We start from the raw sequence: 25,341 nt of genomic DNA, 5'->3' as shown, positions 1-25,341 counted from the left end.
CATAGAGGGGCCATTAGCACGCGCGGCCGGCCGAAACCGGGGGCTTTTGCCATATTTGAGTAAGCGGCACCGAAGGCCACAAAATCCCGCAGATGCGGACTAGAATAGCCAAATGCCCACGATTCGCGTTTCTGAAGCTGCCCGTTTCCTCGGCGTCAGCGATGACACCGTCCGCCGCTGGACGGAGAACGGCACCCTGTCGCCGGTGAAGGACGACGCCGGCCGGTTGGCTGTGGACGGCCTGCAGCTTGCACAGCACGCCCGGAAGCTCGCGCAGCTCCCCGAGGACCCCCACCGGACCGGAAGTTCGGCCCGCAACAGGTTCGTCGGCCTGGTCACTGGCATCACCATGGACAAGGTCATGGCGCAGGTGGAGTTGCAGTGTGGTCCGTTCCGGGTGGTGTCACTGATGAGCAGCGAAGCCGTCCGCGACCTGGGGCTGGAACTTGGGTCCGTGGCCACCGCCGTGGTCAAGGCCACCACCGTCATCATCGAAACCCCGCAGGGAAAGGGGACTGTATGAGCGACCTCCGCGGTAGGTGGCGCCTCGTGGCGGTTATGGTTGCCGCTGGCCTGGCCGGAGCCCTCAGCGCGTGCGGTCCAGCTGGCAACACCCCAGCTGGCAACGCCCCTGCCGGCACCGGGCAACTGTCCGGGACTGTGACCGTTTTCGCAGCCGCATCGCTGAAGGGCACATTCACCCAGCTGGCACGCGAGTTCGAAGCGAAGAACCCCGGCACCAAGGTCACGCTGAGCTTCGCCGGGTCCTCTGACCTGGCCACGCAGATCACCCAGGGCGCCCCGGCCGATGTGTTTGCCTCCGCCGACACCAAAAACATGGCCAAACTGGCCGATGCCGGCCTGCTCGACGGGACCGCGACGAACTTCGCCACCAACGTCCTGGAGATTGCCGTTCCGTCGTCCAATCCGGCGTCGATCGCGTCCTTCACCGACCTGGCCAAGCCGGGGGTCAAGGTGGTTGTCTGCGCCACCCAGGTCCCCTGCGGGGCGGCTGCGGACGCGGTGGAACGGGCCGCCGGCGTCACGCTGTCCCCGGTCAGCGAGGAATCCTCCGTGACGGATGTCCTCGGCAAGGTCACGTCCGGAGAAGCCGACGCCGGCCTCGTCTACGTCACCGACGTCAAGGGTGCCGGCGGGAAGGCCAAGGGGATCCCGTTCGACGAAGCCAGCGAAGCCGTCAATACCTACCCCATCGCCACAGTTCGCTCGAGCCGGAGCAAGGACCTGGCCGGCGCCTTCATCGCCCTGGTGGCCGGTGCCGAGGGCAGGAGCACCCTCGGCGCCGCCGGCTTCGGCGCACCGTAGCCATGGGACAGGCCAGGAGCAGCGGGTACGGCGGCGTCCCGCGCTGGATCTACGTTATTGCCGCGGCTGGTGGACTCTTCGTCCTGCTGCCGCTCGCCGCAATGGTGGCCAAGGTCAACTGGCCGCAGTTCATCCCCCTGGTCACCTCGGAATCGTCGTTGACTGCCCTCGGCCTGAGCCTGCGGACGTCCGCAGCCAGTACGGCGCTGTGCCTGGTGCTGGGTGTGCCGCTGGCGCTGGTTTTGGCCCGCGGGCGCTTCCCGGGGCAGGGCCTGCTCCGCTCCTTCGTCCTGCTCCCGCTGGTCCTCCCGCCGGTGGTTGGCGGCATCGCGCTCCTGTACACCTTCGGACGGCAGGGCCTTCTGGGCAGGACACTGGAAGTCGCCGGGGTCCAGATCGCATTCTCGACGACGGCGGTGGTCCTCGCCCAGACCTTTGTGGCCCTGCCGTTCCTCGTGGTCAGCCTCGAGGGTGCCCTGCGCACAGCCGGAAACCGCTACGAAGCAGTGGCCGCAACGCTGGGTGCCCGGCCCACCACCGTGCTGCGCCGCGTCACCATTCCGCTCGTCCTGCCGGGCCTCGCCTCAGGGGCGGTCCTGTCCTTTGCCCGCAGCCTGGGCGAGTTCGGCGCTACGCTCACGTTCGCCGGAAGCCTGCAGGGGGTGACCCGGACCCTGCCGCTGGAAATCTACCTGCAGCGCGAGACGGACGCCGATGCCGCCGTCGCCCTTTCCTTGGTGCTGGTGGCTGTTGCGGCAGCCGTGGTGGCACTTGCCTACCGCAGGCCGCGGTCCGGCGACAGTACCTCGGCAGGCCGGGAAAGCCCGACGGCGGCCCACGCCAGCGGCGGTGGTGTTACGTGACGTTTTCGGTCCAGGCAACCGTGGCCGCCCGCGGTTTCGACGTTTCCCTTAGCGTGCTGCCGGGCGAAACCGTAGCCATCATGGGCCCAAACGGTGCGGGCAAATCCACCCTCCTGAACATCGTCGCCGGCCTGCTGCATCCGGACTCCGGCGAAGGCGAACTGGACGGAAAAACCCTGTTCAGCCTCGAAAGCGGGCGCGGCCAATGGACCGCCCCGCATCGCCGGGGCACCGCCTTGCTGGCCCAGGAACCGCTGCTTTTCCCGCACCTGAGCGTCCTGGAGAATGTGGCTTTCGGGCCGCGCAGCGCCGGCGTTCCCAGGCGTGACGCCAGGAAGTCCGCCCTGCGGTGGCTGGCCGAAGTCGAGGCCACCGAACTGCAGTCGCGCCGCCCGGCGCAGCTGTCCGGCGGCCAGGCCCAACGCGTTGCCGTGGCCCGGGCGCTCGCCACGGATCCCGGGCTCCTGCTCCTGGACGAACCCATGGCCGCGCTGGACATCCATGCCGCCCCCCTGCTTCGGCGCTTACTGAAGCGCGTATTGGCGGGGCGCCGGGCCATCATCATCACCCACGACGTCCTGGACGCCCTGATGCTGGCGGACCGGGTCATGATCCTCGAGGACGGCCGGATTGCTGAGCAAGGTCCCACCCGCGAGATCCTGCAGTCGCCCAGGAGCCGTTTCGCTGCCGGACTGGCCGGCCTGAACCTCGTATCCGGCACCCTGGCCGGTCATGGGCTACTGGCTGGCGACCTGGAGATCTATGGCCAGCACGACGAACTGCCCGGGCAACTGCCTGCAGGCCAACCCGGGGTGGCGGTCTTTCCGCCGTCGGCCGTTTCCGTTTTCCTCACTGCGGCGCACGGGAGCCCGCGCAACTCCTTTGCCGTCACGGTGACCGACCTTGAGCCGTATGGCGATCGGATCAGGGTCCGGGCCGGTGACGGCGGGCGGTTAAGCGCCGACGTCACGCCGGAAGCCGCGGCGGACCTGGGCCTCGTCCCCGGCCTGCAGGTGTATTTCGTGGTCAAAGCCGCAGCGGTCACCATTTACCCGGCCTGAGATCATCCCGTGGGCTGAACCCGGGGACTACGGACTTGGCTATGCTGGTCAGCGCCGGTTCAGCCTTGCCGGCCGCAAATGGGGGAGTGCAGTTGAAGAAACGAAGCAGGAAAATTACGACGGCGGCCGCCGGGCTTTTGCTCGCGGCGGGACTGGCAGGGTGCAGCCTCTTTCCCTCACCCCCGCCGCCCGTTCCGGTGCAGGCCACCCCAATCTCGCTGCTTCCGGCTAACTGCCCGTTCCTTGGGCGGGAGGACGTCCTGCCGGTCCGGATTCCCCAAGGCACGCCCAAGGAAGCTATCGGAGGCGTGCTGAATTCCTATGGGGCGTGGCTGAACGCGGGGTCAGAGGTATTGTCCACCTGGCGGTCGGGTGGCACGGTCGCGCGCGAATGCGTGGACAGCCTCGCGGCAGCAAACACCGAGGCGTACGCAACCACCATCTTTACCACCCACAGCGACGTGGCGTGGCAGCAGTATTTCAGCACCGTCGGACGGATGAACGCCCAAACCCTGCAGGGAGCATTGGCACTGGAACCCGGCGCAGCACGGCGCGGCACCTTCGAGTTGTTGAAGGAGATCGATTCAAGCTCTACGGACAACGGCACCTTCCTGAAGTTCGACGCCGTCTTCAAGCCAGCTGCCGGCGGCCCTGCCGGCGGTAACTGGGAGGACTGGGATAAGCCCACCCGGTGGTATGTGGAACTCGTCCCGGCGGGGGAGTTCCTGGTCATCAATTACGTGGAGCAGACCCCCGCCGCCGGCTACCAATAACTCCCCTGCAAGCCATTGACTAGTTTTGTCATTTTGCGTGACAGGGATCACTGCAGCGAGTAATATCTCTTGTGGATCCGCCGCACACCATGGCCGGTCCATCCACTGAGCTGAGCCGATCGGCGCATGCAGACCCTCGGGCGGGTGGCTCCTTGGGGGAGTCACCCGCCCGGGATGTTTAAGCCGGGTCCGCTACATGCCGGGCAGGTCAAGGAATTCGTAGACCTGGATGCTGGCCCCAGGCATCATGAGGTGTGGATGGCCGTCCAGGAGGGCCTGTGCGCCGTCCAGGTCTTCGGCCTGGATGATGCCATATCCGCCAATATGGCCTGTGCCATTGGGTGCCGAAGTTCCGGTGGCGGTGATCTCCCGGCCTTCCCCCAGAGGACTTCCCATGTCCACGATGCCGCTGCCGGCGCGGTCCGCCCATTCCGTCCAGGCCTTCATGCCTTCTTGGGCCGCTTCCGGTGTGCTCTGCGCCATCTGGGCCTGGGCCGACTGGGGTGCGAGGTAAAGAACAGCAAATTTCTTCATGGTAAATCCTCCGCTCCGGTGTGCCGGAGGACCGTGGCCCCCGGTCACAACCTCGATCCTAGGGTCGGTCGCCACTGCGGGGATACAGTGCAGGGGTAACCATTTGTGGAACCCTGGGCGTCGGTTGCTGCGTGGTTCGCTGTGGGCAAAAAACCGTGTCAGAGCGGCATTCCTGAAAGTTGAGCGTAGTAGACTCAACTTAGCTAAATGCAAGATCCCGGAAGGAGCTCTCTTTGGACGTCAAATTCACCACCAAGAGCCAGGAGGCTCTTTCGGCGGCAGCCATGAACGCCTCAACTGCAGGAAATCCGCAGGTGGAACCCGCCCACCTGCTCAAGGCGCTGATGGATCAGCGGGAGGGCGTCGCCGTCGCACTTCTGCGCGCTACCGGCGCCGACCCGGACGCCGTCAGCGTCCAGGCGAGCAGTGCCATCAAAGCGCTGCCGGCAACGTCCGGCGGGTCCACCCAGCAGGCGCAGCTGTCCCGCCCCGCCCTGCAGGCCATCCAGAACGCCAAGAACGAGGCTGACAGGCTCGGGGACACGTTCGTCTCCACCGAAGTCCTGTTGCTCGGGCTCTCAGCCGGAAGTGACGCCGTCGGGCGGTTAATGCGCGACGCCGGGGCCTCCCATGAGGCGCTGCTCGCCGCCCTGCCGGGTGTCCGCGGAGACCGAAAAGTGACCAGCCCTGACCCGGAGAACACCTTCCAGTCCTTGGAGAAGTACGGCACGGACCTTACTGCGATGGCGCGGTCCGGCAAGCTGGACCCTGTAATCGGCCGCGACACCGAGATCCGGCGCATCATCCAGGTCCTGAGCCGCCGTACCAAGAACAACCCCGTCATCATCGGCGAGCCCGGCGTGGGCAAGACCGCCGTCGTTGAAGGCCTGGCGCAGCGGATCGTGGCCGGCGACGTCCCCGAAAGCCTGCGCGGCAAAACCCTGATCGCCCTGGACCTCGCGTCCATGGTTGCGGGGGCCAAGTACCGCGGTGAATTCGAAGAGCGGCTCAAGGCTGTCCTTGAGGAGATCAAAAACTCCGAGGGGCAAATTGTCACGTTCATCGACGAGATCCACACAGTCGTGGGCGCCGGAGCAACGGGCGAGTCCTCGATGGATGCGGGCAACATGCTCAAGCCAATGCTGGCCCGGGGCGAACTCCGGCTGATCGGCGCCACCACGTTGGACGAATACCGCGAGAACATCGAGAAGGACCCCGCGCTGGAGCGCCGGTTCCAGCAGGTGTACGTGGGCGAACCCAGCGTAGAGGACACCATTGGCATCCTCCGCGGCCTGAAGGAACGTTACGAGGCGCACCACAAGGTCACCATCGCGGACTCCGCCTTGGTCGCCGCCGCCACCTTGTCCAACCGCTACATCTCGGGCCGCCAACTGCCGGACAAGGCCATCGACCTGGTGGATGAAGCCGCCTCGCGGTTGCGAATGGAGATCGACTCCGCGCCGGAGGAGATTGACCAGCTGAGGCGTGCCGTGGACCGGCTCACCATGGAGGAACTGGCCCTCGAGAACGAGAAGGACGCCGCCTCGGTGGAGCGCCTGGCCGCGATCCGGGCCGACAAAGCGGACAAGACTGAAGCGCTGGATGCGCTCAACGCCCGGTGGGAAGCGGAAAAGGCCGGCCTCAACCGGGTGGGTGACCTGAAGGCGAAGCTGGACGAACTCCGGTCCACTGCCGACAAAGCCCAGCGCGAAGGTGACCTGGAAACGGCGTCACGTGTGCTGTACGGCGAGATTCCGGCGCTGGAGCGCGAACTGAACGCCGCCGCAGCGGCTGAGGCCGAGGTGACGGACAAGCCGGCCCAGATGGTGGCCGAGCAGGTCACGGCGGACGACATCGCCGAGGTGATTTCCGCCTGGACCGGCATTCCCGCCGGACGCATGCTGCAGGGCGAGAGCCAGAAGCTGCTGCACATGGAGGAGGAACTCGGACGGCGGCTGATCGGCCAGTCCAAGGCTGTGGCCGCTGTTTCGGACGCCGTGCGACGTGCCCGGGCAGGGATCAGCGACCCCAACCGGCCCACTGGCTCGTTCCTTTTCCTCGGCCCTACGGGCGTGGGAAAGACCGAGCTCGCCAAGGCATTGGCTGACTTCCTGTTCGACGACGAACGGGCCATGGTGCGGATCGACATGTCCGAATACGGCGAGAAGCACTCGGTGGCCCGGCTGGTGGGCGCGCCTCCGGGCTACGTCGGCTACGAAGAGGGCGGCCAGCTGACCGAGGCCGTCCGCCGTCGCCCTTACTCGGTGATCCTCCTGGACGAAGTGGAGAAGGCCCACCCGGAAGTGTTCGACATCCTGCTGCAGGTTCTCGATGACGGCCGCCTTACCGACGGCCAGGGCCGCACCGTGGATTTCCGCAACGCCATCCTGGTGCTGACCTCGAACCTGGGCAGCCAGTTCCTGGTGGACCAGTCCCTGGACGCGCAGGCGAAGCGGAATGCCGTGATGGCCACCGTCAACGCGTCCTTCAAGCCTGAGTTCCTGAACCGGCTGGACGAAGTGGTGCTGTTCGACGCCCTGTCCGTGGAGGAGCTGGCCCGGATCGTGGAACTGCAGGTTGCCGAACTGGGCGGGCGGCTGCATGAGCGCCGGCTCACCCTTGAGGTGAGCGAGGGCGCCCGAGCATGGCTGGCCATGTCCGGCTTTGATCCCGCCTATGGCGCCAGGCCGCTGCGTCGGCTGGTGCAGCGGGAGATCGGCGACCGCCTGGCCAAGGCCATCCTCTCCGGCGACATCGCCGATGGCGACACCGTGCTGGTGGACACTGCGGCCGACGTCGATGAACTGACCATTGAGGGGCTGGAGGCTCTGTCCGGGTCCGACGGCGGCGCTCCCGCCGGCACAGGCCTGGTGGTCCGGCGGAAGGCGTAGACCCGGCCGCGCTCCCCTTACCCAACTAAGTAGCAGCAGATGTCGTTTTGAGCCCTCATAACGACATCTGCTGCTACTTAGTTGGGATCAACAGGGGAACGCCCGCAGTCAGGGGAGCACGCTGGCAGTGATGACGTTCCCGCCGGGCGATGTGACGTAGCAGTCCACCCGGCGGTCGCCGGATTCCCAGCTGGTGGTGCTGGGATAGGCCCGCTGGAAATTCAGCGTGAAGTCGTTGGCCGCTGGAGCAAGCTTGGCGGCCTGGCATGCCTCCAGCGCCTTGGCCTTGAGGGTTTCGGCACCCGGATAGAAGTCACCGGACGGATAGCGGTAGATGGCCACGAGCTGTGCCGAGTGGCCGGTGTCGCAAGCCACCACGCTCGACTTCAGTGCCTCGGGGTCGAAGTCCTTGAAGCAGTCACCGAGCTGGTAGTCCGCCGGTGGCACGCCGTCCCGGGGCAGCGGGAGCGGGCTGGCTGGCGCTGTAGGCGAAATTTCCATGACTCCCGCGGCGTTTGAGCCCGAATCTGCGCTGTTCCGTGCGTTCTCGCTGAGCCACAGCGCCAACCAGACCAGGGATCCCACCACACCAACAAGGACCAGGACAAAAACGGTCTTCAGGACGATCGGAGCGATCCGCCGCGGCTGGCGGGGAGGGGGCGCCGGCGGCATGTCAGGGAGTGGAATGTTGGGCGGCACTGGGGGAGGCACTTGGGGCAGGCCTGCAGTGGGCGGCGGCACTACGGGTTTGGGCGGGCGCGCCGTTCGGCTGGCAGCGAAATCCTCGCCTTCGCCGGCAGGTCCTGTGGCGCCGTCCTTTTGGTTCACTGAAGTGCACCCTCCTGCGTTGCCTTGGTTGATAACCCCGGTCTGTGGCCGGTGTTCAGCAGTTGATGAAGCGACTCTATCGAACAAAAAACCCGGGAACCCTGTTGTTCGGCGCGATCGGCGTCCCCGACATGCCGTCCGGGGGCGCCTGCTGGCAAGCATGGGCTGCCGAAAGCATGTAATCTAGGTGTACGACAAATTGACCAAACATTCCGGGGCCTCACCGATAGCCAAGGTGACCACCTCCGGTCCAAGTACAAAAGGGGGTCACGCCATGGGGCGCGGCCGTCAAAAGGCAAAAGCTACCAAGCAGGCTCGGGATATTAAGTACTACTCCCCGAACACTGACTATTCGGCACTTCAGCGTGAGCTGACGGGTCCGGGCAGTCGTGCCACGAGCCATTTCGCGAATGAACCGGTTGAACCGGATTATTCGGCTTATGTGGATAAGTACGCGGACGATTTGGAAGAAGACGACGACGACGTAGACAGCCGTCGGATCGGCTAGTTGTCACAGGCCGGCGTAGCCGCAAGGCGCCCGGATCCCGCGACGCGCAGTACGATCGGATGCCGCATCCTATCCGTCAGTACAGCGCTTCTTGAGCAGCACCCAGGATCCGGACGGACCCGTGGTGTCTCGTGATTTACAGAGTTAACCTCAGCCATTCTGTGCTGACCTCATTTATTGGGCCCGTTGCCTGAACCGGATACCGGTGCAGGCAACGGGCTTTTTGGTGTTGACTGGTGGTGTCGACCCAGGGGGACCTACCCCACCGCTGTCACCGCGAAAGGACCTCCATGTCCGAAAACTCCAGTTCACCTACGTACCGGCACGGTGAGCCCTGCTGGGCGGATGTCCAGACCCGCGATGTTGCCGCGGCCAAAGACTTCTATGCCGCGGTTTTCGGCTGGCGTTTCGAGGATCTGCCCACGCCCGATGGCCGGAGCTATGCCAAAGCCTTCCTGGGCAAGGATCTTGTGGCCACCATCGCCCCGCAGAACCCGCATCAGGAGTCCCTGGGCACCAACGCGCAGTGGAACATCTACCTGGCGGCAGACGACGCCAAGGCAATAGCGGAAGAAGCGACACACCTGGGTGGCGCAGTCCAGTTTGGTCCTGAGCAGGTGGCTGACACCGGGGTGATGGTCTTCGTTGATCCGCCTGGTGGCGGCACCACGGGCATCTGGCAACCCGGGACGCATACTGGCGCCGAACGCTACAACGAACCAGGTGCGCTTTCGTGGGCGGAACTGCTCACGCCCGAGCCGCAGGCCGCCGTCGGATTTTTCCAGCAGCTCTTCGGCCACGAGGTCACCGAGTATCCCCAGGACGACGGCGGCACCTACACCACGCTCATGGTGGGCGGTGCGGAGGTGGCCGGGATAGCCGCAGCTGAGGATGAGGCCGGCTGGCAGATCTACTTCGGTGCCACCGACGTCGCCGAAACGGTACGAAAGGCAGTGGCGGCCGGGGCGGAGGTACTGATCGAACCCGACGTCTCAGACCCGGACGCCCCCGGGGCCACGGCAACCCTCAAGGATCCGCAGGGCGGCATATTTAGCCTGCTGGAGGTTTAACGCACCGAGTGCTCCACACCGGCCCGAGCTTGGAGGCTAGGGACCGGTGGGAGCACTCGATGAGGGGCTTAGGCGTAGGCGTTGACCAGGCGGACAGCGCCGCCGTCCACGCCCTTGGCGCCCTGGACGTAGTCCGGGCCGGACTTGAGGATGGAGTCCGAGTCGGCCGTGACGGTGCCCATGATCCAGGACGGCAGGCCGCGGTCGTTAAGGCGGGCCACGGCGGCGTCGGCAGCGTCGGCGGACACGATGGCCACCATGCCCACACCGAGGTTCAGGGTGCGCTCCAGGTCAGCCAGCGGAACGTTGCCCAGCTCGGAAACCAGCTTGAAGATGGCGGGCAGTTCCCAGGTGGCGCGGTCCACGGTGGCTACGAGCCCCTGCGGAAGCACGCGGGCCAGGTTGGCGGCGAGGCCTCCGCCGGTGACGTGGCTGAAACCGTGTACGGCATGTGCGCTGTTCACGGGGAACGCGCGGGCGAGGTCCAGGCAGTCGGCGGCGTAGACGCGGGTGGGCTCCAGCAGTTCCTCACCCAAGGTGCGGCCAAGTTCTGAGACTTGCCGGTCCAATGCCCAGCCGGCGTGGTTGATGACGCGGCGGACCAGCGAGTAGCCGTTGGAGTGCAGGCCGGAGGAGGCCATGCCGATCACCACGTCGCCGGCGCGGACGCGGTCCGGGCCCAGCAGTTCAGAGGCTTCGACAACACCGGTGGCTGCACCGGCGACATCGTATTCGTGTTCGCCCAGCAGGCCGGGGTGCTCGGCGGTCTCGCCGCCCACCAGGGCGGTGCCGGCCACGGAGCAAGCTGCGGCGATGCCACGGACGATGTCGGCGATGCGTTCGGGAACAACCTTGCCGCAGGCGATGTAGTCGGTCATGTAGAGCGGCTCTGCACCGACCACCACGATGTCGTCCACCACCATGCCCACCAGGTCAAAGCCGATGGTGTCGTGGATGTCCATGGCCTGCGCGATGGCAACCTTGGTACCTACGCCGTCGGTGGACGTGGCCAGCAGTGGGCGCTTGTAGGTCAGCAGCCTGGAGACGTCGTACAGCCCGGCGAAGCCGCCGACACCGCCGATCACGGAGGAGTTGTGGGTGGCCTTCACGGCACCCTTCATCAGTTCGACGGCGCGGTCGCCGGCTTCGACGTCAACACCGGCGGAGGCATAGGTGATGCCCGCGGCACTGTCTGAAGCGTTGGCGGCGGGGGTTGCGGAAGTCATACGGACTCTTTCTTGTCAGCGCCGATGGTGGTGGCGTGTACGTCTGGCACAAGGTCGGCTTCGGTCAGCAGGTTTTCGAACTCGGCGTCCGGCCCCGGGTCGCAGCCCGTGGCGCCGGCTTTCCCGGCCGGATCCTCGGCGTCGTCGACGGAGGAAACAGTCAGGGCGGCAGTGGCGCCCGGGAGGGCAGAGGGCGACGGCGTGAGGCCGCCGAGGTCGGTACGCTCCAGCAGGTTCTTGCCCAGCTTGTCCGAGCCCGGGAGCTCGATGGGGTACTTGCCCGTGAAGCAGGCCGTGCACAGGCGTTCGCGTGGCTGGCGGGTGGCGTTGATCATGCCGTCTTCGGAGATGTACGCGAGGGAGTCGGCCCCGATGGCCTGGGTGATTTCCTCGATTGTGGCGCCGTTGGCGATCAGCTCCGCCCGTGAGGCGAAGTCGATGCCGTAGAAGCAGGGCCATTTCACGGGCGGGGAGGAGATCTTGATGTGGACGCTCGCGGCGCCCGCTTCCCGGAGCATCCGCACGATGGCCCGCTGGGTGTTGCCGCGCACGATGGAGTCGTCCACCACCACAACGCGCTTGCCGCGGATGACGGATTCCAGCGCGTTGAGCTTGAGCCGGATGCCGAGCTGGCGCAGTGTCTGCGAGGGCTGGATGAACGTGCGTCCCACGTAGGAGTTCTTGACGAAGCCGTGCGCGAACGGGATGCCGGATTCTTCGGCATAGCCCACGGCCGCGGGTGTTCCCGATTCCGGCACGGGGATGACGATGTCCGCTTCCTGGGTGTTCTCGCGAGCCAGCTGACGGCCCATTTCAACGCGGGATTCGTAGACGGAGCGGCCGGCGATTGCGGCGTCGGGACGGGCGAGGTAGACGTATTCGAAAACGCAGCCGGCCGGCGTGGCCTCGGCGAAGCGCTGTGAGCGGACACCGTCCTCATCGATGGCGATGAACTCGCCGGGCTCGATCTCGCGGATGAAGCTTGCGCCCACGGTGGCGAGGGCGGACTGCTCGGAGGCGACAACCCAGCCGCGCTCCAGCCGGCCCAGGACGAGCGGGCGGATGCCGTAGGTGTCGCGGGCGGCGTAGAGGGTGCCTTCGTCCATGAAGACGAAGCAGAAGCCGCCCTTGATCTTGGGCAGCAGCTCGATGGCGGTCTGTTCGAGGGTCTTGCCCTCTTCGCCTTCCAGCAGCGCCGTAACCAGCGCGGTGTCGGAAGTGTTGCCCTGCTTCATTTCGCCGCTGAGCTGGCCGCCGTTGCGTTCCAGGATCATGGTGTTGAGTTCGGCGGTGTTGGTCAGGTTGCCGTTGTGCGCCAGCGCCACGGTGCCGGTGCTGGTAGCGCCGAGGGTGGGCTGGGCGTTGGCCCAGTGGCTGGCTCCGGTGGTGGAGTAGCGGCAGTGTCCCACTGCCAGGTGCCCGGTCAGGGTGTTCAGCGTGGTTTCGTCGAAGACCTGGGAAACGAGCCCCATGTCCTTATAGACGTTGATCCGCTTGCCGTCGCTGGTAGCAATACCAGCCGACTCCTGACCGCGGTGCTGCAGTGCATACAGCCCGTAATAGGTGAGTTTTGCTACTTCTTCACCTGGTGCCCAGACCCCGAAGACGCCACAAGCGTCCTGAGGGCCTTTTTCGCCAGGGAGAAGATCATGAGAAAGTTTTCCATCGCCGCGTGCCACTGGTCGATTATCTCACGACATGGGGTAAGACTTTTCCGCGGCGGCGTTTGTGACTGGCGGCGCGGTTGTGCCTGTGCTTGTACTGCACTGGCGACTACGGCGCTGCGCCGTCGTCGGGTTCCGAGTCGGGGACGGCTTCTACGATGGCGCGCTGCTGGCGTTTGACGCTCCGCCGGTCCAGCAGAAGGGCCGTGACAGCGCCTAGGATCGCCCCGCCGGCGCCGAACATGACCAGGAAGAACCCAAAAACAGACCCACGGTCAAAGCTCTCGTCGCCGGGAAGCCCGTAGGCGATCACGGCAGCCACCACGACGCCGACGAGGCCACCGAGGATGAGGAAGGGCACATATTTAGGTGCCCGGCGGACGGTGATTTCGCGCCGTTCAGCGGGGGTTTCTTCAAAAGCCATGCCATCAAGCCTACTGCGGGCCGGAAGGGGGGAGTTCACGACCGGAATGCGTGACTTTTGGCCCGCATCAGCACGCCCGCCTCCGCCATTCCAGCGCGCCGGGTGTCCAGCCCTGCCAAAAGTGACGCAATTGCGTCGGAGGCTCCCGGCCAGAAGAGGTCAGCTGCCGCGGTAGGTGGAATACGCGAACGGGCTCAGCAGCAGGGGCACGTGGTAGTGCTCCGCGCCGGTTACCTCGAAGACGAGGTCCACTTCGGGGAAGAACGTGGCCGTGCCGAGGGCGGCATAGTACTCACCGGTGCCGAAGTTGAGCCGGTAGCGCCCGGGTGCCAGTTGCTCTGGACCGAGGTCTTTCGCTCGGCCGTCCGCATCCGTTGCGGAGGCGGCGAGCTCGTGCCAAGTGCCGCCGTCGTGCTGTGAAAGGACGACGGCGACCCCCGCCGCCGGACGTCCGGCACCGGTGTCCAGGACATGGGTGGTGACATGGGAAACGCTCATTCGCTGATCACTCCTTCAAGGCGCAGCAGCGCGATTTCGCGCAGTTGCTGGGCGACTATGGCATCTTCCTCGGCCGGCGAATTGCCGAGCCGGGTGTTGAGTGCGGCCAGGATTTCCGGGGCAGTCCGTCCGGCGGCGCGGATCAGGAAGACCCTGCCGAACTTTTCCTCATAGGCGCGGTTTCCGGCAGCCAGCGCCGCGGCGGTCCCGTTGTCCGAGGGGTCCACTCCGGACTGCTCCGAGCGGGACATGGATGCCTCAGCCGTGCTGGCTGTTGGCCGTTCGCCGATGCGGGGGTGGTGTGCCATGGCGGCTTCAACCTCGGCAGCGGTGAAAGGTGCAGCGGCCCGGGCGGCAAAGTCCAGGAGTGTTGCCCGGGAGCTGAAAGGGCGTGCCGCGGTGATGGCCTCAATCCAGCGCTGGACGTCGATGCAGGGTTTCAGGGCGTCGGCGGCCACAGCCGTGTCCGCGCTGTTGAATTCGGCAAGCTTCATGCTGGCTGGTTCCTCATTGCAAGTGCTGGCATCCATGGTGACGGCTATGCGGAGGACCGGCTTTCCGGCGGCTTTCAAAACGAAGCTTCCGCATCATGGAACTGTTATTTCAGCATACGTAATATTGAAGTCGACGGTGTGCGTGGTGTCAAGAGAGACTACAGCAGCCTTGGGGCCCACCCGGTATCATCGCGTGAGAGCCACGGCTTGTGAGAACACCAAGGAGAATACGGACGGGGCGGCTATGCAAATGCTGACCGATCAGGACGCCGCACGGGAACTTGGCCTGCAGGAATACGGGCTGATGCCCGCCAAGGCCGGCCACGTGCCGGTGCTGGCTGATGCGCAGGCGCAGCGTCCGTTGGACAACATAGTGTCCGTCGCGGACAACGGCAGGGGGATCGACGCCGGGGACCGGCAACGCGCAGTGGAGCCACTGGTCCGGCTCAACCGGCCAGGGGACGGGCCCGGATCAGGACTCGGCCTGGCCACATGCCGACGCATTGCGACGGCCCACGGCGGCGAGCTCCTGATCAGTGATACGCCCGGTGGCGGCGCCACTATCTCGATGCTGATCGCCACCTAGAGATTTCCAGCCCAGGAAGATCCTGGCGCAACCACAGTATGGGGGTACTGGTACATGTCACAGGTCACGTCGGGCGGTTATCGCCGCTGGTGGATTCTCGGTGCGGTTCTCATCGTGGTGGCGCTGGCTGCCATTCCTGTTGCCGGCGTCGCCCACCACATGATCAGCAAGGCAGGTGGGCGGACTACAACGGCAACCGATGCGGACGGTACTGAACGGACAGTCTTTTGGCGCGACTATCCGGGTATCGCCGGAGTGGATCCGCAGGAGGTCCTGGCGGGCCCTACGCCTGAAGAAGGCTACGCGGCGGGGAACGCCATGGTTGCCGAGATCAAGGAAGCCCTGTCGGAGGAGTTCGGGCTCGAATGGGCTATGACGGATGCCCAAGCCCGCAGCAACCCGTTTCATGGGCCCACCCAGAACTACTTCGGAGGCCATTCACTGCTCACGAATGTGAACGGCCCGGAGTCCCAGAGCACGTCAGTGCCCCAGTCCTGGGCTGATAAGCAGCGAGTGCTCAGCCTCATGGAAGGGATTACCCGGAAGTACGGCTTTGGGGCGCCGACCATCGAAAGCCCCGAAACCTGGCCCGCAGAAGACCGCGTTCGAAACCTGGGCGGGCTGACGCCCGATAAGCAGGTCATTGTGGACGGGACGGCGTTGGGGCCGGCCGGGCAGTGGCTTTCGTTCAGGTTCCAGGATCTTTCAAAGGACACGGACGGCACCTTCGAGGAAAGGCTCCGCCCGCCAGAAGGATCGCCCTGGCAACTGAACACGGTGGCACTGAGCTACGGGGCGAACGGTCTCCTGCCTGCTGAAAACCGCCAGGAATTCGAGGCCCGCCTTGAACCCTTCCGCGGGCTCACGCCACCGGAGCCCTTGGAGAGCTAAATGAATCCGAACCGGCGACGTCTTCAGTCCTGGGATGTCCTGGTGAGGACCCACGTATTGGTGCCGTCCTGCCGTTCGAACGTCACAGTCGTGACCAGGGCCTGGATGAGGGCCAGCCCGCGCCCGGATTCGGAGTCGTCGTCGGGCGTTCCCGGCTCCATCGGGCCGAAAGGCGGCTTCGCATAAAAGGCACTGACCCTGGCGCGAAGGAGCGTGGGCTGGACACTGATGTCCACACCCAGTTCCACGGGCTTTTCCGCGTTGGCCGGCTCAGCGTGCTGGACGATATTGGACGCCGATTCGATGACGGCCGTGGTAAAGGTCATCTGGTCCACGGACTGGACCAAAGGGGCGTCCTCCCAGAGGCCGTCCAGCTCGTTGTGGACGGACTCGATGGCCTCGGCATCAGCCAATCCACGGAAGCTCCGGTGGGCCAAGACCTCAGTCATTGCTGAACGCCTCTTCGGCGGAAGCGTATGAGGTCAGGACGCGGTCCATGCTGGTCAGTTCCAGCACCATCTTCACCTGCGGCTGCACGGCTGCGATCCGAAGGTCGCCGCCCGCCTGCCGGGCCGCCTTGAGGCAGCCGATCAGGGCGCCGAGGCCGGAGGAGTCCATAAATGCCGTATTCTCCAGGTTCACCACGATCCGGGAGGAACCGCCGGCGATCACATCGGTGACGAATTCCCGGAGCTTGGGGGCGGACACCATATTCAGCCGTCCGTCTGCCTTGACCTCCGCGTACGAATCCTTAACCTCGTAACTAAACTCCATTGGGTTTCCTCTCTCCAGCCTCTAGGTCAACAGCGGGTTGGTACCCCTTATACAAAACGGCGCGAACCAGGACGCTCATGACCGCCAGGTCAAAAATAACCCAGGCCACGTTCACCAACGTGCCAAGCGGCTCGGCCAATCCGCTGGCGAGCCGGATAATGCCCACGACGGCGGCAACCGCCAGGAGCACGGACACAATGATTTGCGGCCGGATCAGGCTCCAGCCGGGCCCTCCGGCCTGGCGCGCCTTGGGAGTGACGGCGAATCCCAGGGGACGGCCGAACCAGACGTTCCGGGCCGCCGTCGAACACGCCTTGATCCAGGTGGGGAACAGCGCGAGGCTGTACTGCTTGTCCACGCCAGGTGGGGATTCCGCGGCCGGCCACAGCGAACAGCAACTGGTTGGCGATCATGAAGGGAATGAACCGGATGAAGAAGTCCCAGCTCAGGCTGGTGACCGGCAGGATGCCCAGCAGCAGGTAGATGATGGGGGCGGCGAAGTAGATGACCGCCGCATATCCGCTGAGGTAGGTCCACATGGTGGCAAAATACATCAGCCGCTGGCCGATCTTCAGACCCTTCTGGACCAGGGGGTTTTCACGGAGCAGGACCTGGATGGTCCCCTGCGCCCACCTGAGGCGCTGGGTGAGCATGGTCTTCAGGTCCTCGGGCGCCAGGCCGTAGGCCAGGATTTCGTGGTGGTAGACGCTCTCCCAGCCCATGGCGTGCATGCGCATGGCTGTGGCCATGTCCTCGGTTACGGAGATGGTGGCCAGGGGCATGACCGGTTGCGCTTCGTCGTTCCGTTCCACGTTCAGGGCGTCCAGGACGGCCTGAACGGATTCCAATGCGCCCAAGGGAGACCAGTCCCGGGCCGACATGCGCTGGACCGCGTCATCGGCCACTACCGGAACCCCGGCGTCGCCCACGTGTGCCAGCTCCATGGCGGCAATCTCTTCGAGGTCAGCCTGGAGGGCGGAGACGTCCGCCTGGACCAGTGTCTGCACGGCCGCGTCGACGCGGCGGCGCACGCGGTACGTGATCTCACTCAGCGGTTCACCCGCTTCCAGCTGCTCCTGCGCTTGCCGGGTGGCGGCCGCGACCTCGTCCAGCACGTCGGCCACCAGGGGAGTGCCGACGTCGGCCGATTTCCGGGCCTTGCCGATGGCGGAGCGTGATGCTGCGAGCGCGCGGCGGATACTCTTCTCGGTTTCCTTGACGTAGCCCACCAGGCCCAGCTGCATCAGCGCCTCGCGGCGGAGGATGGCGTTGGAGCCGCAGAAGAAGGCCGCGTTCCAGCCGTCCTTCCCCTGCTGGATGGGGCCGTAGAACAGCGGGGCCTGGCTGCCCAGGGGATCATGCGCGGGGACGTTGCTGAAGTATTGCGGGGTCTGGACGAGGGCCACCCGGCGGTTATTGAAGTAGCCGAGGGTTTTCTCCAGGATGTCCGGCTCGGGGATCTGGTCGGCATCCAGGATGAGCAGGAATTCGCCGTGCGTGACCATCAGGGCGTTGTTCAGGTTGCCGGCCTTGGCGTGGCGCGGAACATTGGCTGTCCAGTCCTCGCTGCGCGTCACGTAGCCCAGGCCATGCTCTTCGGCGAGGGCCTTGAGCCCGGGCCGGGCGCCGTCGTCAAGGATCCATGTGCTGTGCGGGTGCCGGATCTTCTGGGCCGCCAGGGCGGTAGTCATGACCATGTCCAGGTCTTCGTTGTACGTGGTGATGAAGACGTCAACCGTGGCATCGCTGGGCGGCACCGGGGCCCCTTTGCGGATCTTCAGTTTCCACACGGTCATGCCGAACAGCATCACGTCGATCAGGCTGAACGTCTCCGCCGCCACCAGCGGGACTGCGATCCACCAGGCGTCCCAGTTCAGCGACGCCGCCCAGCGCCAGGCCACATAGTTCAGGCCGAAGATGACGGTCAGGACCACCATCAGGCGCGTCCAGAAGCGGCTCAAGCCGCGGAGTCTTCCAGCAGGCGCCTCACCACCACCACCGTGACGTCGTCCTCGGCGGACTCCGCGGGGGCGAGGGCGAGGATGGCGTCGCTGGCGGACTGGGCGGAGTCCTGCCCATGCGCCGCGGCCAGCACCGCCCCGGTGAAGGCCTCCACGGAGTCAAAAACGTCCAGGACCCCGTCGCTCACCACCACCAGTGAGTCTCCGGGAGCCAGGTCCAGGGAGGACTGCGGCCAGGCGCTGCCGGCCCATGCACCCACGGGCGGACCTCCGGAGGGAAGCCGGTGGACACCACCGCCTGCCGTGACGTGCAGCGCGAGCCCATGACCGGCGTCGACATAGCTGACGTTGCCTGACGCCGCGTCAAGGCGGGCGTGGAACAGGGTGACGAACGAGTTGGACGAATCAAGGTCCGTGGCGATGGCCTGGCTGGCCGATGCGAAGGCTCCGTCCAGGTCCTGCCGGTGGCCCATGGACCGCATCACCGCGCGGACCGTGGCGGCGATGAGCGCTGCGCCCATGCCCTTGCCCATGGCATCGGCGAAGGTCAGGTGGAGCCCGTCCGGGGTCCGGTACCAGTCGTAGAAGTCGCCCCCCACGCTGCGGGACGGGCGGAAGACGCCAGCGAGGTCGTAGCCCTGCACCACGACGTCCTCCTTGGGCAGGAGGCTCTGCTGGACCTCCGTGGCGCGCTCAAGCTCGCTGCGGGCGGCTGTGTCCGCGCTGGGGGACAGGCGGCGCCGGAACAGCGCGTTGATCCGGGACTGGAGTTCGCGGGGACTGAAGGGCTTGCTGATGTAGTCATCGGCGCCGTTGTCCAGCCCCGTGAGTTTGTCCAGTTCGTCGGCCCGGGCGGTGAGCATCACGATGAAGGCGTCAGAGAATTCGCGCAGGAGCTTGCAGACCTCAAGGCCGTCCAGATCAGGGAGGTTCAAGTCCAGGGTGACCAGGTCCGGTTTGACGTTCCTGACCAGTTCCACGCCCGGCAGGCCGGACTCGGCTTCAGAGACCTCGAAGCCCTGCTTAGTCAGGATCCGAACCAGCAGCCCACGGATGTCCGGATCGTCCTCTATTACAACGGCGCGGCGAATATCGGGCGTGGAAGGCATAGCTCTACTTCTACCGTATTAAGGCGAGTCAGGCGTTGTCACGTGCCTCACTCCGCAAGTTAATCCGTGCATGTTTCCGTCAGGACCGTCGCGCGACGTCCTGCTCGGCTGATCTTGAGCAAATCTTGGCATTGGCCTAGGCAGACGTTGAGGAATGCCCGGGACACTCAAAACAGGCAGTAGCTTCCGCCGGACGCTTCCCGGATCCGGCCCGGAAGTTGGACGGCTTGCGGAAAGCGGGGAAGCCACATGGGAAATATCAGCATCGGGGACGAACCGGCGGACCGTCCGTCACGGACCCGGGGACTCCTGAGCGCGGGGATGGACAAGAGCCGGGCATTGTTGCGCCTGTACTTCCACTCGCTCAAGGTTCGGGCCGCGGCCAACGCGCTGGCAGAGGCTTTGGCGGACTCCAAGGAGTCCTCCAGTTGGCCCGGAGATCGCCTGCCGGTGGGCGCCGAACTCTCCGAGAGGGTCGAAAAGCTCACCCACCGCCTCAGCCTCGAAACCAAGGCACACGGCCGCCTGGCAGCGCTCTTCCACGCCGCCGGCAGCGGCGCATTGCGGCCCGCATAGCTGCACCCGGGGCAACGCCCTTCCCGGCCCAACGGCAGCCGTTCCATCCTGGCTCTTTCCGTGCCACACTTGAGGTCAATCGAGTGGCTGGGGCTAACCAGGGTCAGGAGATTGCCGTGAGCTGGATGACAGGCTGGGCGTACCTCATCGCGTTCCTCATCACCACGGACGCGCTTCTCCTGGCGCTGTGGCTTGTGGACAAGGACTGGCCCAAGCACTGGCGGAAGAAGCACTGACCAGCGCAGTTGTGTCCGGTCAGCGCAGGTCCAGGCGCATCACCACGCGCGGGAATCCGTTGAGTACTGACTCCGTATCGGCCACCTTGGTAAACCCTGCCCGTTCAAACAGCTTGCGCGTGCCCACATAGGCCATGGTCAGGTCCACTTTGCTGCCGCGGTTGTCCACTGGATACCCCTCGATGGCGGGTGCCCCGTAGCTGCGGGCAAAGTCAACGGCCCCCTTCAGGAGGTGGTGTGAGATGCCCCCACCCCGGTGCCCGGGCCGGACCCGGATGCACCACACGGACCACACTTCAAGGTCGTCTACGTGCGGGATCCGGCGGTTCCGGGCGAAGCTGGTGTCCGAGCGTGGGTGGACAGCTGCCCAGCCTACGACGTCGTCGCCGTCGTAGGCCAACACTCCGGGCGGCGGATCCTGCCGCACCAGTTTCTTCACGAGGTCGCCGCGCTCCGTGCCGTGAAGCTCAAGGTTCTGCTTCGACGGAATACGGTAGCTCAGGCACCAGCACACGTTGGCGTCCGGCCGCTTGGGGCCAACCACCGTTTTGACGTCCTCGAACTTCGTTGCCGGGCGCACCTCGATCGCCATGGCGCCATTTTCCTCGATCCTGCGGGCAATTGGAATGTTTGCCCTTGGCGGCACCTGCCATCTGGAGGACTGTTTACGGCCCTGTTGGCGGACGCCGGCCGTCTTGGTTGCCTGGGCCGCCTTTCAGCCGCAGCCCGGCCTCCTCCACGAGTTCAGTCAGCCAAGGGCGATGACCCTGGTGGAAAACCATTCCTTCAGGAAGTCCTTGGACGGAGGGTTCGGAATTGATGATGTCGATGGTGATGCGGCCGCCGCCTATGGGGGCGTTGGTGATGTGCAAGTCGCCGTAGGAATCCGGGAGTGCAGGGTCCAGCCAGAATCCGCCACGCGAAACATGGGTGTCGTACCGCATCAGGCTCGTCACGAGCTGGATGGGTGTTGTCGCTGCCCACGCTTGAGGCGAGCACGCCGTGGGATAAGGTACGGGTTCAGCGAACTGCTCGCGGCTGAAGCCGCAGAACAGTTCCGGCAAACGCCCGCCCGAATATTCGGCCGCCTCCAACAGGGCAGTGGAAATCCGCTGGGCCTCTGCCACGAAGCCGTACCGCATGAGTCCGGCCACAATGACCGCGTTGTCATGAGGCCAGACTGACCCATTGTGGTAGCTCGCAGGATTGTAGGCACCCATATCGCTGGCCAGAGTGCGCACGCCCCAGCCGCTGAACATTTCCGGGGACAACAGCCGTTCGGCCACAAGCGGCGCTTTGTCCTCGTCTATGAGGCCGACCCAGAGGCAATGCCCCATATTGGACGCGCACGCATCGACAGGTCTCTTCTTGCCGTCCAGGGCGATAGCGTAGTAACCGCGTTCTGGCAGCCAGAACTGTTCGTTGAACCGCTTCTTCAGCCGGGCGGCGTCATCGGCCAGACGGGTTGCCAAAGCCTCGTCGCCGGCGTCGAATGCTATCCAGGAACGCGCCATGTAGGCGTCGTAGACATAAGCCTGCACCTCGCACAGCGCAATGGGCGGCTCCGCCATTCGGCCGTCTGCGAAGTTGATTCCGTCCCAGGAGTCCTTCCAGCCCTGGTTGATGAGGCCTTGGGGGTTGAGCCGCTCATATTCAACGAATCCGTCGCCATCCTTGTCGCCATAGTTGCGGATCCAGTCCAGTGCCCGGTCCGCATGGGGCAGCAGCGCGCCGATGGTGTCCCGGGCGAAACCCCAGCGGCTCACGGTTCCAAGTATCGTCACAAACAGCGGGGTGGCATCGACGCTGCCGTAGTAGATGTGCTTCCCGCCGAGTGAAAGGCCGCTTGAGACATCTAGCCTGACCTCGTGCAGGATCTTTCCCGGTTCCTCCTCGCTGATCGGATCCACCACTTTTCCCTGGCGGTCGGCCAGGGTCTGCAAGGTGCCCAGGGCAAGTGAGGGGTCCACCGGCATGGACATCTCCGATGCCCACAGGGAATCCCGGCCAAACAAGGTCATGAACCAGGGAGCGCCGGCGGCCACCACCACCCGCTCAGGATGGTTCGGATCCTCGATCCGGAGCGCGCCCAAATCGTCATAGCTCCGGCGCAGGGTCCGTTCTATGGATTGGTTGCCCATGTGCAGTTTTGGAATTTTCGCCACCCATTCCTGCCTGCGGCGGTCGCGCGGGGATAACCCGTCACCGTCAGGGTGAATGAACGACGGCGGCGCTGGGTTGGCTGGGTCAGCGCCGGTAGGAACGGCGGTAAGGACAGTGCTCCACTGGCCGTGCGGCTCGATGGTCAGGCTGTATGTCAACGCGTCCATAGTTACATCAGCACCGGGGGCCTGGACGCGGAGCCCCTTTCGGATGTCCTGCCAGGTAGCACTGATGCTCAGCGAGTCACCGTCAACTTCCCGGATCTCCTCCCAACGCCGCTGGATGCGGGCTTCCTTGACCTCGAATAGATCCGCAAAGTCCGCTTCGGCGCGTACGTCCAGAACACATTGGACAGGTTCGATTCCATGATTGCGGACAGTGATGTGTTCCTGGATGCCGGCACCCACCTCCCGGAGGCGCTCCACGATCACCGGACTGTCCGCATACCCGTCCCGGCGGGTTGCCCGGCCCGCGAACAGGGCCCTGTACGGCTCCTTCGTCTCGGCAGCCAGGGGTTCGAGCGACAGGCCATCGAGAGTGATGCTCCAGCGGGACACAATGCGCGTGTCCTGGAAGAAGACGCCGTGTGGAAATTCGGGGTGGATGTCCCCGTTGGGCGAGGAGATGCAGAAGGATGTGCCTTCCACCAAGGTGATCGTCCCTGCCCCCACGGGTCCCGCTGCAGTGTCAGCGTTCCAACCAGCCATGCCGGCCCCTTTGTTGTATCACCGCCGGCTTGCGGGACGATCAAGCCAACCGCTGCCGGGCGCCGCTTTGTCGTAACGACGCTACTCCAGCCTGCGCGAGGATTCCAGAGCAGAGGAGTACTTAGGCAGCACCCGCTGACGGGACCATCAGGTCGTAGTCATCCTCGATATGGAACATTCGACGGTGTCCGATCTTGTCTATGACCCAGATGGTCCTGCCATCCTCGGTTCGATCGTCTACGAAACCCCGGTGGCACTCGACGCCGTTCCGGTTGAGATTAACGACGTCTCCGCGCTGGAGGGCTGTCCACGTAGCTGCACGACGGCTTTGTCGCATAACTTTCTGCCTTTCGAATTCATGTGGTGCGAGGTTTCTGGTGGGTGTAGTCGGGGTAGGCCTGCTGCCAGCCCTGGCAGCACTTCCGGATCATCGGCTTCCAGTCTATCGTCGATTGTTGACAATTGCTAGGAAGTTGGGTGATTCAGGATGTTCATTCCCCCGCCGAATCCGACCAAAAAAGAAAGGCCAGATCCAATGGATCTGGCCTTTTCTTTTGCGAGTTCTTACGCGTGGGCTCTTAGGCAGTGATCTCCGTCTTGTCCCGATTGGCGGTGAGATCCTCGACAGCTTTTTGCATGTGGCGCTCGATGGCTTTATGGAGTTCTTCCCGGTCGCCGGCCTCCAGAAGGTCCAAGAGGTTCTGGTGCTCCTGCACCAAGGCATCAACCCGGGGGTAGGCAACGGCCAGATTGAGGATACACATCCTCGATTCCGCGGCCAGGGTCTTGTAGATCCGGATCAAACGCGTGTTGCCCGCCCCGGCCACGAAAGTAGTGTGGAACTGCATATCCAGCCTGGCTATCGCTTGCCAGTCCGACACGGCAACCTGCTTCGCCATGTCTCTGATGATGGCCTTCAATGCCTGGCAGGTGTCCTTAACCTGTTCCTGCCCTGCATCCAGCAGTGCGTCTGCCGCAGTTGATTCCACAGCCTTGCGGACCGTGTAGATCTCCCTGACGTCGTCGTCTGAAAGTTCCAGGACGAACACTCCGCGGTTGCGATGGCTGACCAGGATGCCCTCCTGGGACAGCCGCTGCAACGCCTCGCGGACAGGGCCCCTTGACGTGCGTAGCTGCCCTGCCAAGACCGATTCATTGATCTGCTCGCCAGGGCGGAAGATCCCCTGGACAATCTGTTCCCGCAGCTGATCGGCGATCAGCTGCGCTGTGGGTCTCCCCTCCAGTACAAACAATCCTTCCGGTGCCGCCATTGCTCTTCCCTCACTTCACTCTTTGCCGATTGCTTTTCTTAGACAGTATTGGATTTCGTTACTCTTGACGGCCACATCGGGGACGAGGCCATGTGGGAGTCACCTTTCCTGGGATGGCCGCGTTGAACGCTCTTGTACCGTTGGGGTCGCGCGAAGTTGAGGCTGTCGAAGGTGCGCTTGCCGAGGGCTTCGTGGGCGGCGATTTCGCCGTAGCCGGTGGCGTTTTTGAAGCCGCCGCCTGAGAAGCCGGTGGCGGCGTAGATTCTGCTTCCTTCGTGGAACCGGCCGAGGAGGGGGTTGCCGTCTGTGGTGAAGAGGTCCGGGAAGGCGTCCGAGCGGACGATGTTCGGGAACAGTCCGGGGAAGAACTCGGTGACAGTTTCGGTGGTTTCCGAGATTTCAACTGCGCTTAGTTCCCTGGGCACGGCGTTGGGGTCCGGGGTTGGCGCTCCCCGACCGTCCAAAGTGGCCTTGACGGTGACACCATCAACGCTAGGCGTTCCGTACATTGACCGGTCCCCGGAGATCCGGATAAAGACGGGGAACCGCTCAGGGGAAAACTCTGCCGCATCCCTGGCTGCGAACCACGTGAGATAGATCCGGTACGGCCCTGCGGACTTTTGCAGGTAGTTGGGCATGAGGCGTTGGGACCATCCGCCGGAGGCGATGATGACGTTTTCGAAGGTCCAGGTTTTGTTGCCGGAGGTGATGATGACGCCGTCGGGGGTTTCGGTGATGCTGTTGATGGGGGTGTTGGTGTGGATGGTTGCGCCGTTGGCTTCGGCTGCGGTGATGGCCGCGGTGACGGCGCGGTCGGTGCGCAGGGCGCCGGCGTGGGGGTCGTAGACGGCGATGTCGTCGGGGCGGAGGTTGTGTTGGGGGTAGCGTTCGGCCATTTCCTGGTGGT

The 25,341-nt window shown here is 64.8% G+C and carries 26 protein-coding genes and 1 pseudogene; 11 read left to right on the top strand and 16 right to left on the bottom strand.

Annotated elements, in window-relative coordinates:
* Positions 1 to 112: 112 nt before the first annotated feature.
* From ACLKOZ_RS18595 to ACLKOZ_RS18575, 5 genes are all read left to right on the top strand, one after another.
* Entirely contained in the window at positions 113 to 523 is a 411-nt protein-coding gene (locus tag ACLKOZ_RS18595) for a TOBE domain-containing protein (protein WP_436477268.1), read from the top strand.
* Positions 520 to 1,326 carry a molybdate ABC transporter substrate-binding protein gene (gene modA / locus ACLKOZ_RS18590; protein ID WP_436477266.1) on the top strand — a complete coding sequence of 269 codons (807 nt, stop codon included), beginning with the start codon at positions 520 to 522 and terminating at the stop codon, positions 1,324 to 1,326. Before ACLKOZ_RS18595 ends, modA begins: the two co-directional genes overlap by 4 nt.
* Before the next feature lie 2 nt (positions 1,327 to 1,328).
* Positions 1,329 to 2,189 (top strand): ABC transporter permease, encoded by an 861-nt coding sequence (locus ACLKOZ_RS18585; protein WP_337347338.1) that lies wholly within the window; start codon positions 1,329 to 1,331, stop codon positions 2,187 to 2,189.
* Complete coding sequence (locus ACLKOZ_RS18580) at positions 2,186 to 3,250, top strand: sulfate/molybdate ABC transporter ATP-binding protein (protein WP_436477264.1); 1,065 nt, start codon at positions 2,186 to 2,188, stop codon at positions 3,248 to 3,250. Before ACLKOZ_RS18585 ends, ACLKOZ_RS18580 begins: the two co-directional genes overlap by 4 nt.
* Positions 3,251 to 3,342: 92 nt before the next feature.
* Entirely contained in the window at positions 3,343 to 4,023 is a 681-nt protein-coding gene (locus ACLKOZ_RS18575) for a hypothetical protein (RefSeq protein ID WP_436477262.1), read from the top strand.
* Positions 4,024 to 4,215: 192 nt separating this feature from the next.
* On the opposite strand, the gene ACLKOZ_RS18570 is transcribed toward ACLKOZ_RS18575, so the two are convergent.
* On the bottom strand, positions 4,216 to 4,557 hold the full coding sequence (locus ACLKOZ_RS18570; RefSeq protein ID WP_337347335.1) for a YciI family protein: 342 nt from the start codon (positions 4,555 to 4,557) through the stop codon (positions 4,216 to 4,218).
* Between the two features lie 233 nt (positions 4,558 to 4,790).
* On the opposite strand from ACLKOZ_RS18570, the gene clpB reads away from it, so the two are divergent.
* A complete protein-coding gene (gene clpB, locus ACLKOZ_RS18565; protein WP_337352099.1) occupies positions 4,791 to 7,448 on the top strand; it encodes an ATP-dependent chaperone ClpB in 2,658 nt (885 codons plus the stop codon).
* Between the two features lie 108 nt (positions 7,449 to 7,556).
* Here clpB and ACLKOZ_RS18560 read toward each other — a convergent pair whose 3' ends face one another.
* Positions 7,557 to 8,276: a septum formation family protein gene (locus tag ACLKOZ_RS18560; protein WP_436477259.1), complete on the bottom strand. Its 720-nt coding sequence runs from the start codon at positions 8,274 to 8,276 to the stop codon at positions 7,557 to 7,559.
* Between the two features lie 274 nt (positions 8,277 to 8,550).
* Here ACLKOZ_RS18560 and ACLKOZ_RS18555 point away from each other — a divergent pair, with 274 nt between their 5' ends.
* The gene (locus tag ACLKOZ_RS18555; RefSeq protein ID WP_310165386.1) at positions 8,551 to 8,784 is read left to right on the top strand and encodes a DUF3073 domain-containing protein; all 234 of its coding nucleotides are present in this window, start codon (positions 8,551 to 8,553) and stop codon (positions 8,782 to 8,784) included.
* Between the two features lie 290 nt (positions 8,785 to 9,074).
* Positions 9,075 to 9,854 (top strand): VOC family protein, encoded by a 780-nt coding sequence (locus tag ACLKOZ_RS18550; RefSeq protein WP_436477257.1) that lies wholly within the window; start codon positions 9,075 to 9,077, stop codon positions 9,852 to 9,854.
* Between the two features lie 68 nt (positions 9,855 to 9,922).
* Here ACLKOZ_RS18550 and purM read toward each other — a convergent pair whose 3' ends face one another.
* The 5 genes from purM to uraD form a co-directional block, all read right to left on the bottom strand.
* On the bottom strand, positions 9,923 to 11,080 hold the full coding sequence (gene purM / locus ACLKOZ_RS18545) for a phosphoribosylformylglycinamidine cyclo-ligase (protein ID WP_436477255.1): 1,158 nt from the start codon (positions 11,078 to 11,080) through the stop codon (positions 9,923 to 9,925).
* A complete protein-coding gene (gene purF / locus ACLKOZ_RS18540; protein WP_376047006.1) occupies positions 11,077 to 12,759 on the bottom strand; it encodes an amidophosphoribosyltransferase in 1,683 nt (560 codons plus the stop codon). The genes purM and purF overlap by 4 nt, the downstream gene beginning before the upstream one ends.
* Positions 12,760 to 12,853: 94 nt before the next feature.
* On the bottom strand, positions 12,854 to 13,168 hold the full coding sequence (locus ACLKOZ_RS18535) for a hypothetical protein (RefSeq protein WP_337347329.1): 315 nt from the start codon (positions 13,166 to 13,168) through the stop codon (positions 12,854 to 12,856).
* A 159-nt stretch (positions 13,169 to 13,327) separates the two neighbouring features.
* Entirely contained in the window at positions 13,328 to 13,666 is a 339-nt protein-coding gene (gene uraH / locus ACLKOZ_RS18530; protein WP_436477252.1) for a hydroxyisourate hydrolase, read from the bottom strand.
* Positions 13,663 to 14,160, bottom strand: a complete 498-nt coding sequence (gene uraD / locus ACLKOZ_RS18525; RefSeq protein ID WP_436477250.1) for a 2-oxo-4-hydroxy-4-carboxy-5-ureidoimidazoline decarboxylase — start codon at positions 14,158 to 14,160, stop codon at positions 13,663 to 13,665. The genes uraH and uraD overlap by 4 nt, the downstream gene beginning before the upstream one ends.
* Between uraD and ACLKOZ_RS18520 the strand changes: the two genes are divergently transcribed.
* Both ACLKOZ_RS18520 and ACLKOZ_RS18515 read left to right on the top strand, forming a co-directional pair.
* Positions 14,069 to 14,746, top strand: a complete 678-nt coding sequence (locus ACLKOZ_RS18520) for an ATP-binding protein (RefSeq protein ID WP_436477248.1) — start codon at positions 14,069 to 14,071, stop codon at positions 14,744 to 14,746. The two genes, uraD and ACLKOZ_RS18520, sit on opposite strands and share 92 nt — an antisense overlap.
* A gap of 54 nt (positions 14,747 to 14,800) precedes the next feature.
* On the top strand, positions 14,801 to 15,637 hold the full coding sequence (locus ACLKOZ_RS18515; protein ID WP_436477246.1) for a hypothetical protein: 837 nt from the start codon (positions 14,801 to 14,803) through the stop codon (positions 15,635 to 15,637).
* Between the two features lie 23 nt (positions 15,638 to 15,660).
* Here ACLKOZ_RS18515 and ACLKOZ_RS18510 read toward each other — a convergent pair whose 3' ends face one another.
* From ACLKOZ_RS18510 to ACLKOZ_RS18495, 4 genes and pseudogenes are all read right to left on the bottom strand, one after another.
* Positions 15,661 to 16,086, bottom strand: a complete 426-nt coding sequence (locus ACLKOZ_RS18510; RefSeq protein WP_436477244.1) for an ATP-binding protein — start codon at positions 16,084 to 16,086, stop codon at positions 15,661 to 15,663.
* On the bottom strand, positions 16,079 to 16,411 hold the full coding sequence (locus tag ACLKOZ_RS18505; RefSeq protein ID WP_111909217.1) for an STAS domain-containing protein: 333 nt from the start codon (positions 16,409 to 16,411) through the stop codon (positions 16,079 to 16,081). Before ACLKOZ_RS18505 ends, ACLKOZ_RS18510 begins: the two co-directional genes overlap by 8 nt.
* Positions 16,401 to 18,372: pseudogene (locus ACLKOZ_RS18500) on the bottom strand (glycosyltransferase family 2 protein). The gene ACLKOZ_RS18505 and the pseudogene ACLKOZ_RS18500 overlap by 11 nt, the downstream one beginning before the upstream one ends.
* Positions 18,369 to 19,481 carry a PP2C family protein-serine/threonine phosphatase gene (locus tag ACLKOZ_RS18495; RefSeq protein ID WP_436477241.1) on the bottom strand — a complete coding sequence of 371 codons (1,113 nt, stop codon included), beginning with the start codon at positions 19,479 to 19,481 and terminating at the stop codon, positions 18,369 to 18,371. The pseudogene ACLKOZ_RS18500 and the gene ACLKOZ_RS18495 overlap by 4 nt, the downstream one beginning before the upstream one ends.
* Positions 19,482 to 19,730: 249 nt before the next feature.
* Between ACLKOZ_RS18495 and ACLKOZ_RS18490 the strand changes: the two genes are divergently transcribed.
* Positions 19,731 to 20,057, top strand: coding sequence for a hypothetical protein (locus ACLKOZ_RS18490; protein WP_436477239.1), 327 nt, complete (start codon positions 19,731 to 19,733; stop codon positions 20,055 to 20,057).
* A 255-nt stretch (positions 20,058 to 20,312) separates the two neighbouring features.
* Here the strand turns inward: ACLKOZ_RS18490 and ACLKOZ_RS18485 are convergent, their stop codons facing one another.
* The 5 genes from ACLKOZ_RS18485 to ACLKOZ_RS18465 all read right to left on the bottom strand — a co-directional run.
* Positions 20,313 to 20,885 (bottom strand): GNAT family N-acetyltransferase, encoded by a 573-nt coding sequence (locus ACLKOZ_RS18485; protein ID WP_436477237.1) that lies wholly within the window; start codon positions 20,883 to 20,885, stop codon positions 20,313 to 20,315.
* A 73-nt stretch (positions 20,886 to 20,958) separates the two neighbouring features.
* Entirely contained in the window at positions 20,959 to 23,163 is a 2,205-nt protein-coding gene (locus tag ACLKOZ_RS18480) for an amylo-alpha-1,6-glucosidase (RefSeq protein WP_436477235.1), read from the bottom strand.
* A 121-nt stretch (positions 23,164 to 23,284) separates the two neighbouring features.
* Positions 23,285 to 23,500 (bottom strand): hypothetical protein, encoded by a 216-nt coding sequence (locus ACLKOZ_RS18475; RefSeq protein WP_337347320.1) that lies wholly within the window; start codon positions 23,498 to 23,500, stop codon positions 23,285 to 23,287.
* 241 nt (positions 23,501 to 23,741) lie between these two features.
* The gene (locus ACLKOZ_RS18470; protein WP_436477233.1) at positions 23,742 to 24,434 is read right to left on the bottom strand and encodes a GntR family transcriptional regulator; all 693 of its coding nucleotides are present in this window, start codon (positions 24,432 to 24,434) and stop codon (positions 23,742 to 23,744) included.
* Between the two features lie 38 nt (positions 24,435 to 24,472).
* A partial coding sequence (locus ACLKOZ_RS18465) for an FAD-dependent oxidoreductase (RefSeq protein WP_436477231.1) occupies positions 24,473 to 25,341 on the bottom strand: 869 nt, incomplete at its 5' end.

Origin of the sequence: Arthrobacter sp. R4 (assembly GCF_051365025.1) — a bacterium.
Taxonomy (GTDB): Bacteria; Actinomycetota; Actinomycetes; order Actinomycetales; family Micrococcaceae; genus Arthrobacter.
The sequence above is the reverse complement of the archived record's forward strand: the minus strand, read 5'-3'. Positions and strand labels throughout refer to the sequence as shown.

Bases quoted from the DNA above. Each gene is read 5' to 3' on its own strand.
- ACLKOZ_RS18520 (WP_436477248.1), top strand. From the start codon at position 14,069: ATGGCCTCAATCCAGCGCTGGACGTCGATGCAGGGTTTCAGGGCGTCG.
- uraD (WP_436477250.1), bottom strand. From the start codon at position 14,160: ATGAAGCTTGCCGAATTCAACAGCGCGGACACGGCTGTGGCCGCCGAC.
- ACLKOZ_RS18505 (WP_111909217.1), bottom strand. From the start codon at position 16,411: ATGGAGTTTAGTTACGAGGTTAAGGATTCGTACGCGGAGGTCAAGGCA.
- ACLKOZ_RS18595 (WP_436477268.1), top strand. From the start codon at position 113: ATGCCCACGATTCGCGTTTCTGAAGCTGCCCGTTTCCTCGGCGTCAGC.
- ACLKOZ_RS18510 (WP_436477244.1), bottom strand. From the start codon at position 16,086: ATGACTGAGGTCTTGGCCCACCGGAGCTTCCGTGGATTGGCTGATGCC.
- ACLKOZ_RS18535 (WP_337347329.1), bottom strand. From the start codon at position 13,168: ATGGCTTTTGAAGAAACCCCCGCTGAACGGCGCGAAATCACCGTCCGC.
- ACLKOZ_RS18490 (WP_436477239.1), top strand. From the start codon at position 19,731: ATGGGAAATATCAGCATCGGGGACGAACCGGCGGACCGTCCGTCACGG.
- ACLKOZ_RS18585 (WP_337347338.1), top strand. From the start codon at position 1,329: ATGGGACAGGCCAGGAGCAGCGGGTACGGCGGCGTCCCGCGCTGGATC.
- purM (WP_436477255.1), bottom strand. From the start codon at position 11,080: ATGACTTCCGCAACCCCCGCCGCCAACGCTTCAGACAGTGCCGCGGGC.
- ACLKOZ_RS18495 (WP_436477241.1), bottom strand. From the start codon at position 19,481: ATGCCTTCCACGCCCGATATTCGCCGCGCCGTTGTAATAGAGGACGAT.
- ACLKOZ_RS18485 (WP_436477237.1), bottom strand. From the start codon at position 20,885: ATGGCGATCGAGGTGCGCCCGGCAACGAAGTTCGAGGACGTCAAAACG.
- ACLKOZ_RS18570 (WP_337347335.1), bottom strand. From the start codon at position 4,557: ATGAAGAAATTTGCTGTTCTTTACCTCGCACCCCAGTCGGCCCAGGCC.
- ACLKOZ_RS18470 (WP_436477233.1), bottom strand. From the start codon at position 24,434: ATGGCGGCACCGGAAGGATTGTTTGTACTGGAGGGGAGACCCACAGCG.
- ACLKOZ_RS18515 (WP_436477246.1), top strand. From the start codon at position 14,801: ATGTCACAGGTCACGTCGGGCGGTTATCGCCGCTGGTGGATTCTCGGT.
- ACLKOZ_RS18480 (WP_436477235.1), bottom strand. From the start codon at position 23,163: ATGGCTGGTTGGAACGCTGACACTGCAGCGGGACCCGTGGGGGCAGGG.
- ACLKOZ_RS18550 (WP_436477257.1), top strand. From the start codon at position 9,075: ATGTCCGAAAACTCCAGTTCACCTACGTACCGGCACGGTGAGCCCTGC.
- modA (WP_436477266.1), top strand. From the start codon at position 520: ATGAGCGACCTCCGCGGTAGGTGGCGCCTCGTGGCGGTTATGGTTGCC.
- ACLKOZ_RS18475 (WP_337347320.1), bottom strand. From the start codon at position 23,500: ATGCGACAAAGCCGTCGTGCAGCTACGTGGACAGCCCTCCAGCGCGGA.
- uraH (WP_436477252.1), bottom strand. From the start codon at position 13,666: ATGAGCGTTTCCCATGTCACCACCCATGTCCTGGACACCGGTGCCGGA.
- ACLKOZ_RS18555 (WP_310165386.1), top strand. From the start codon at position 8,551: ATGGGGCGCGGCCGTCAAAAGGCAAAAGCTACCAAGCAGGCTCGGGAT.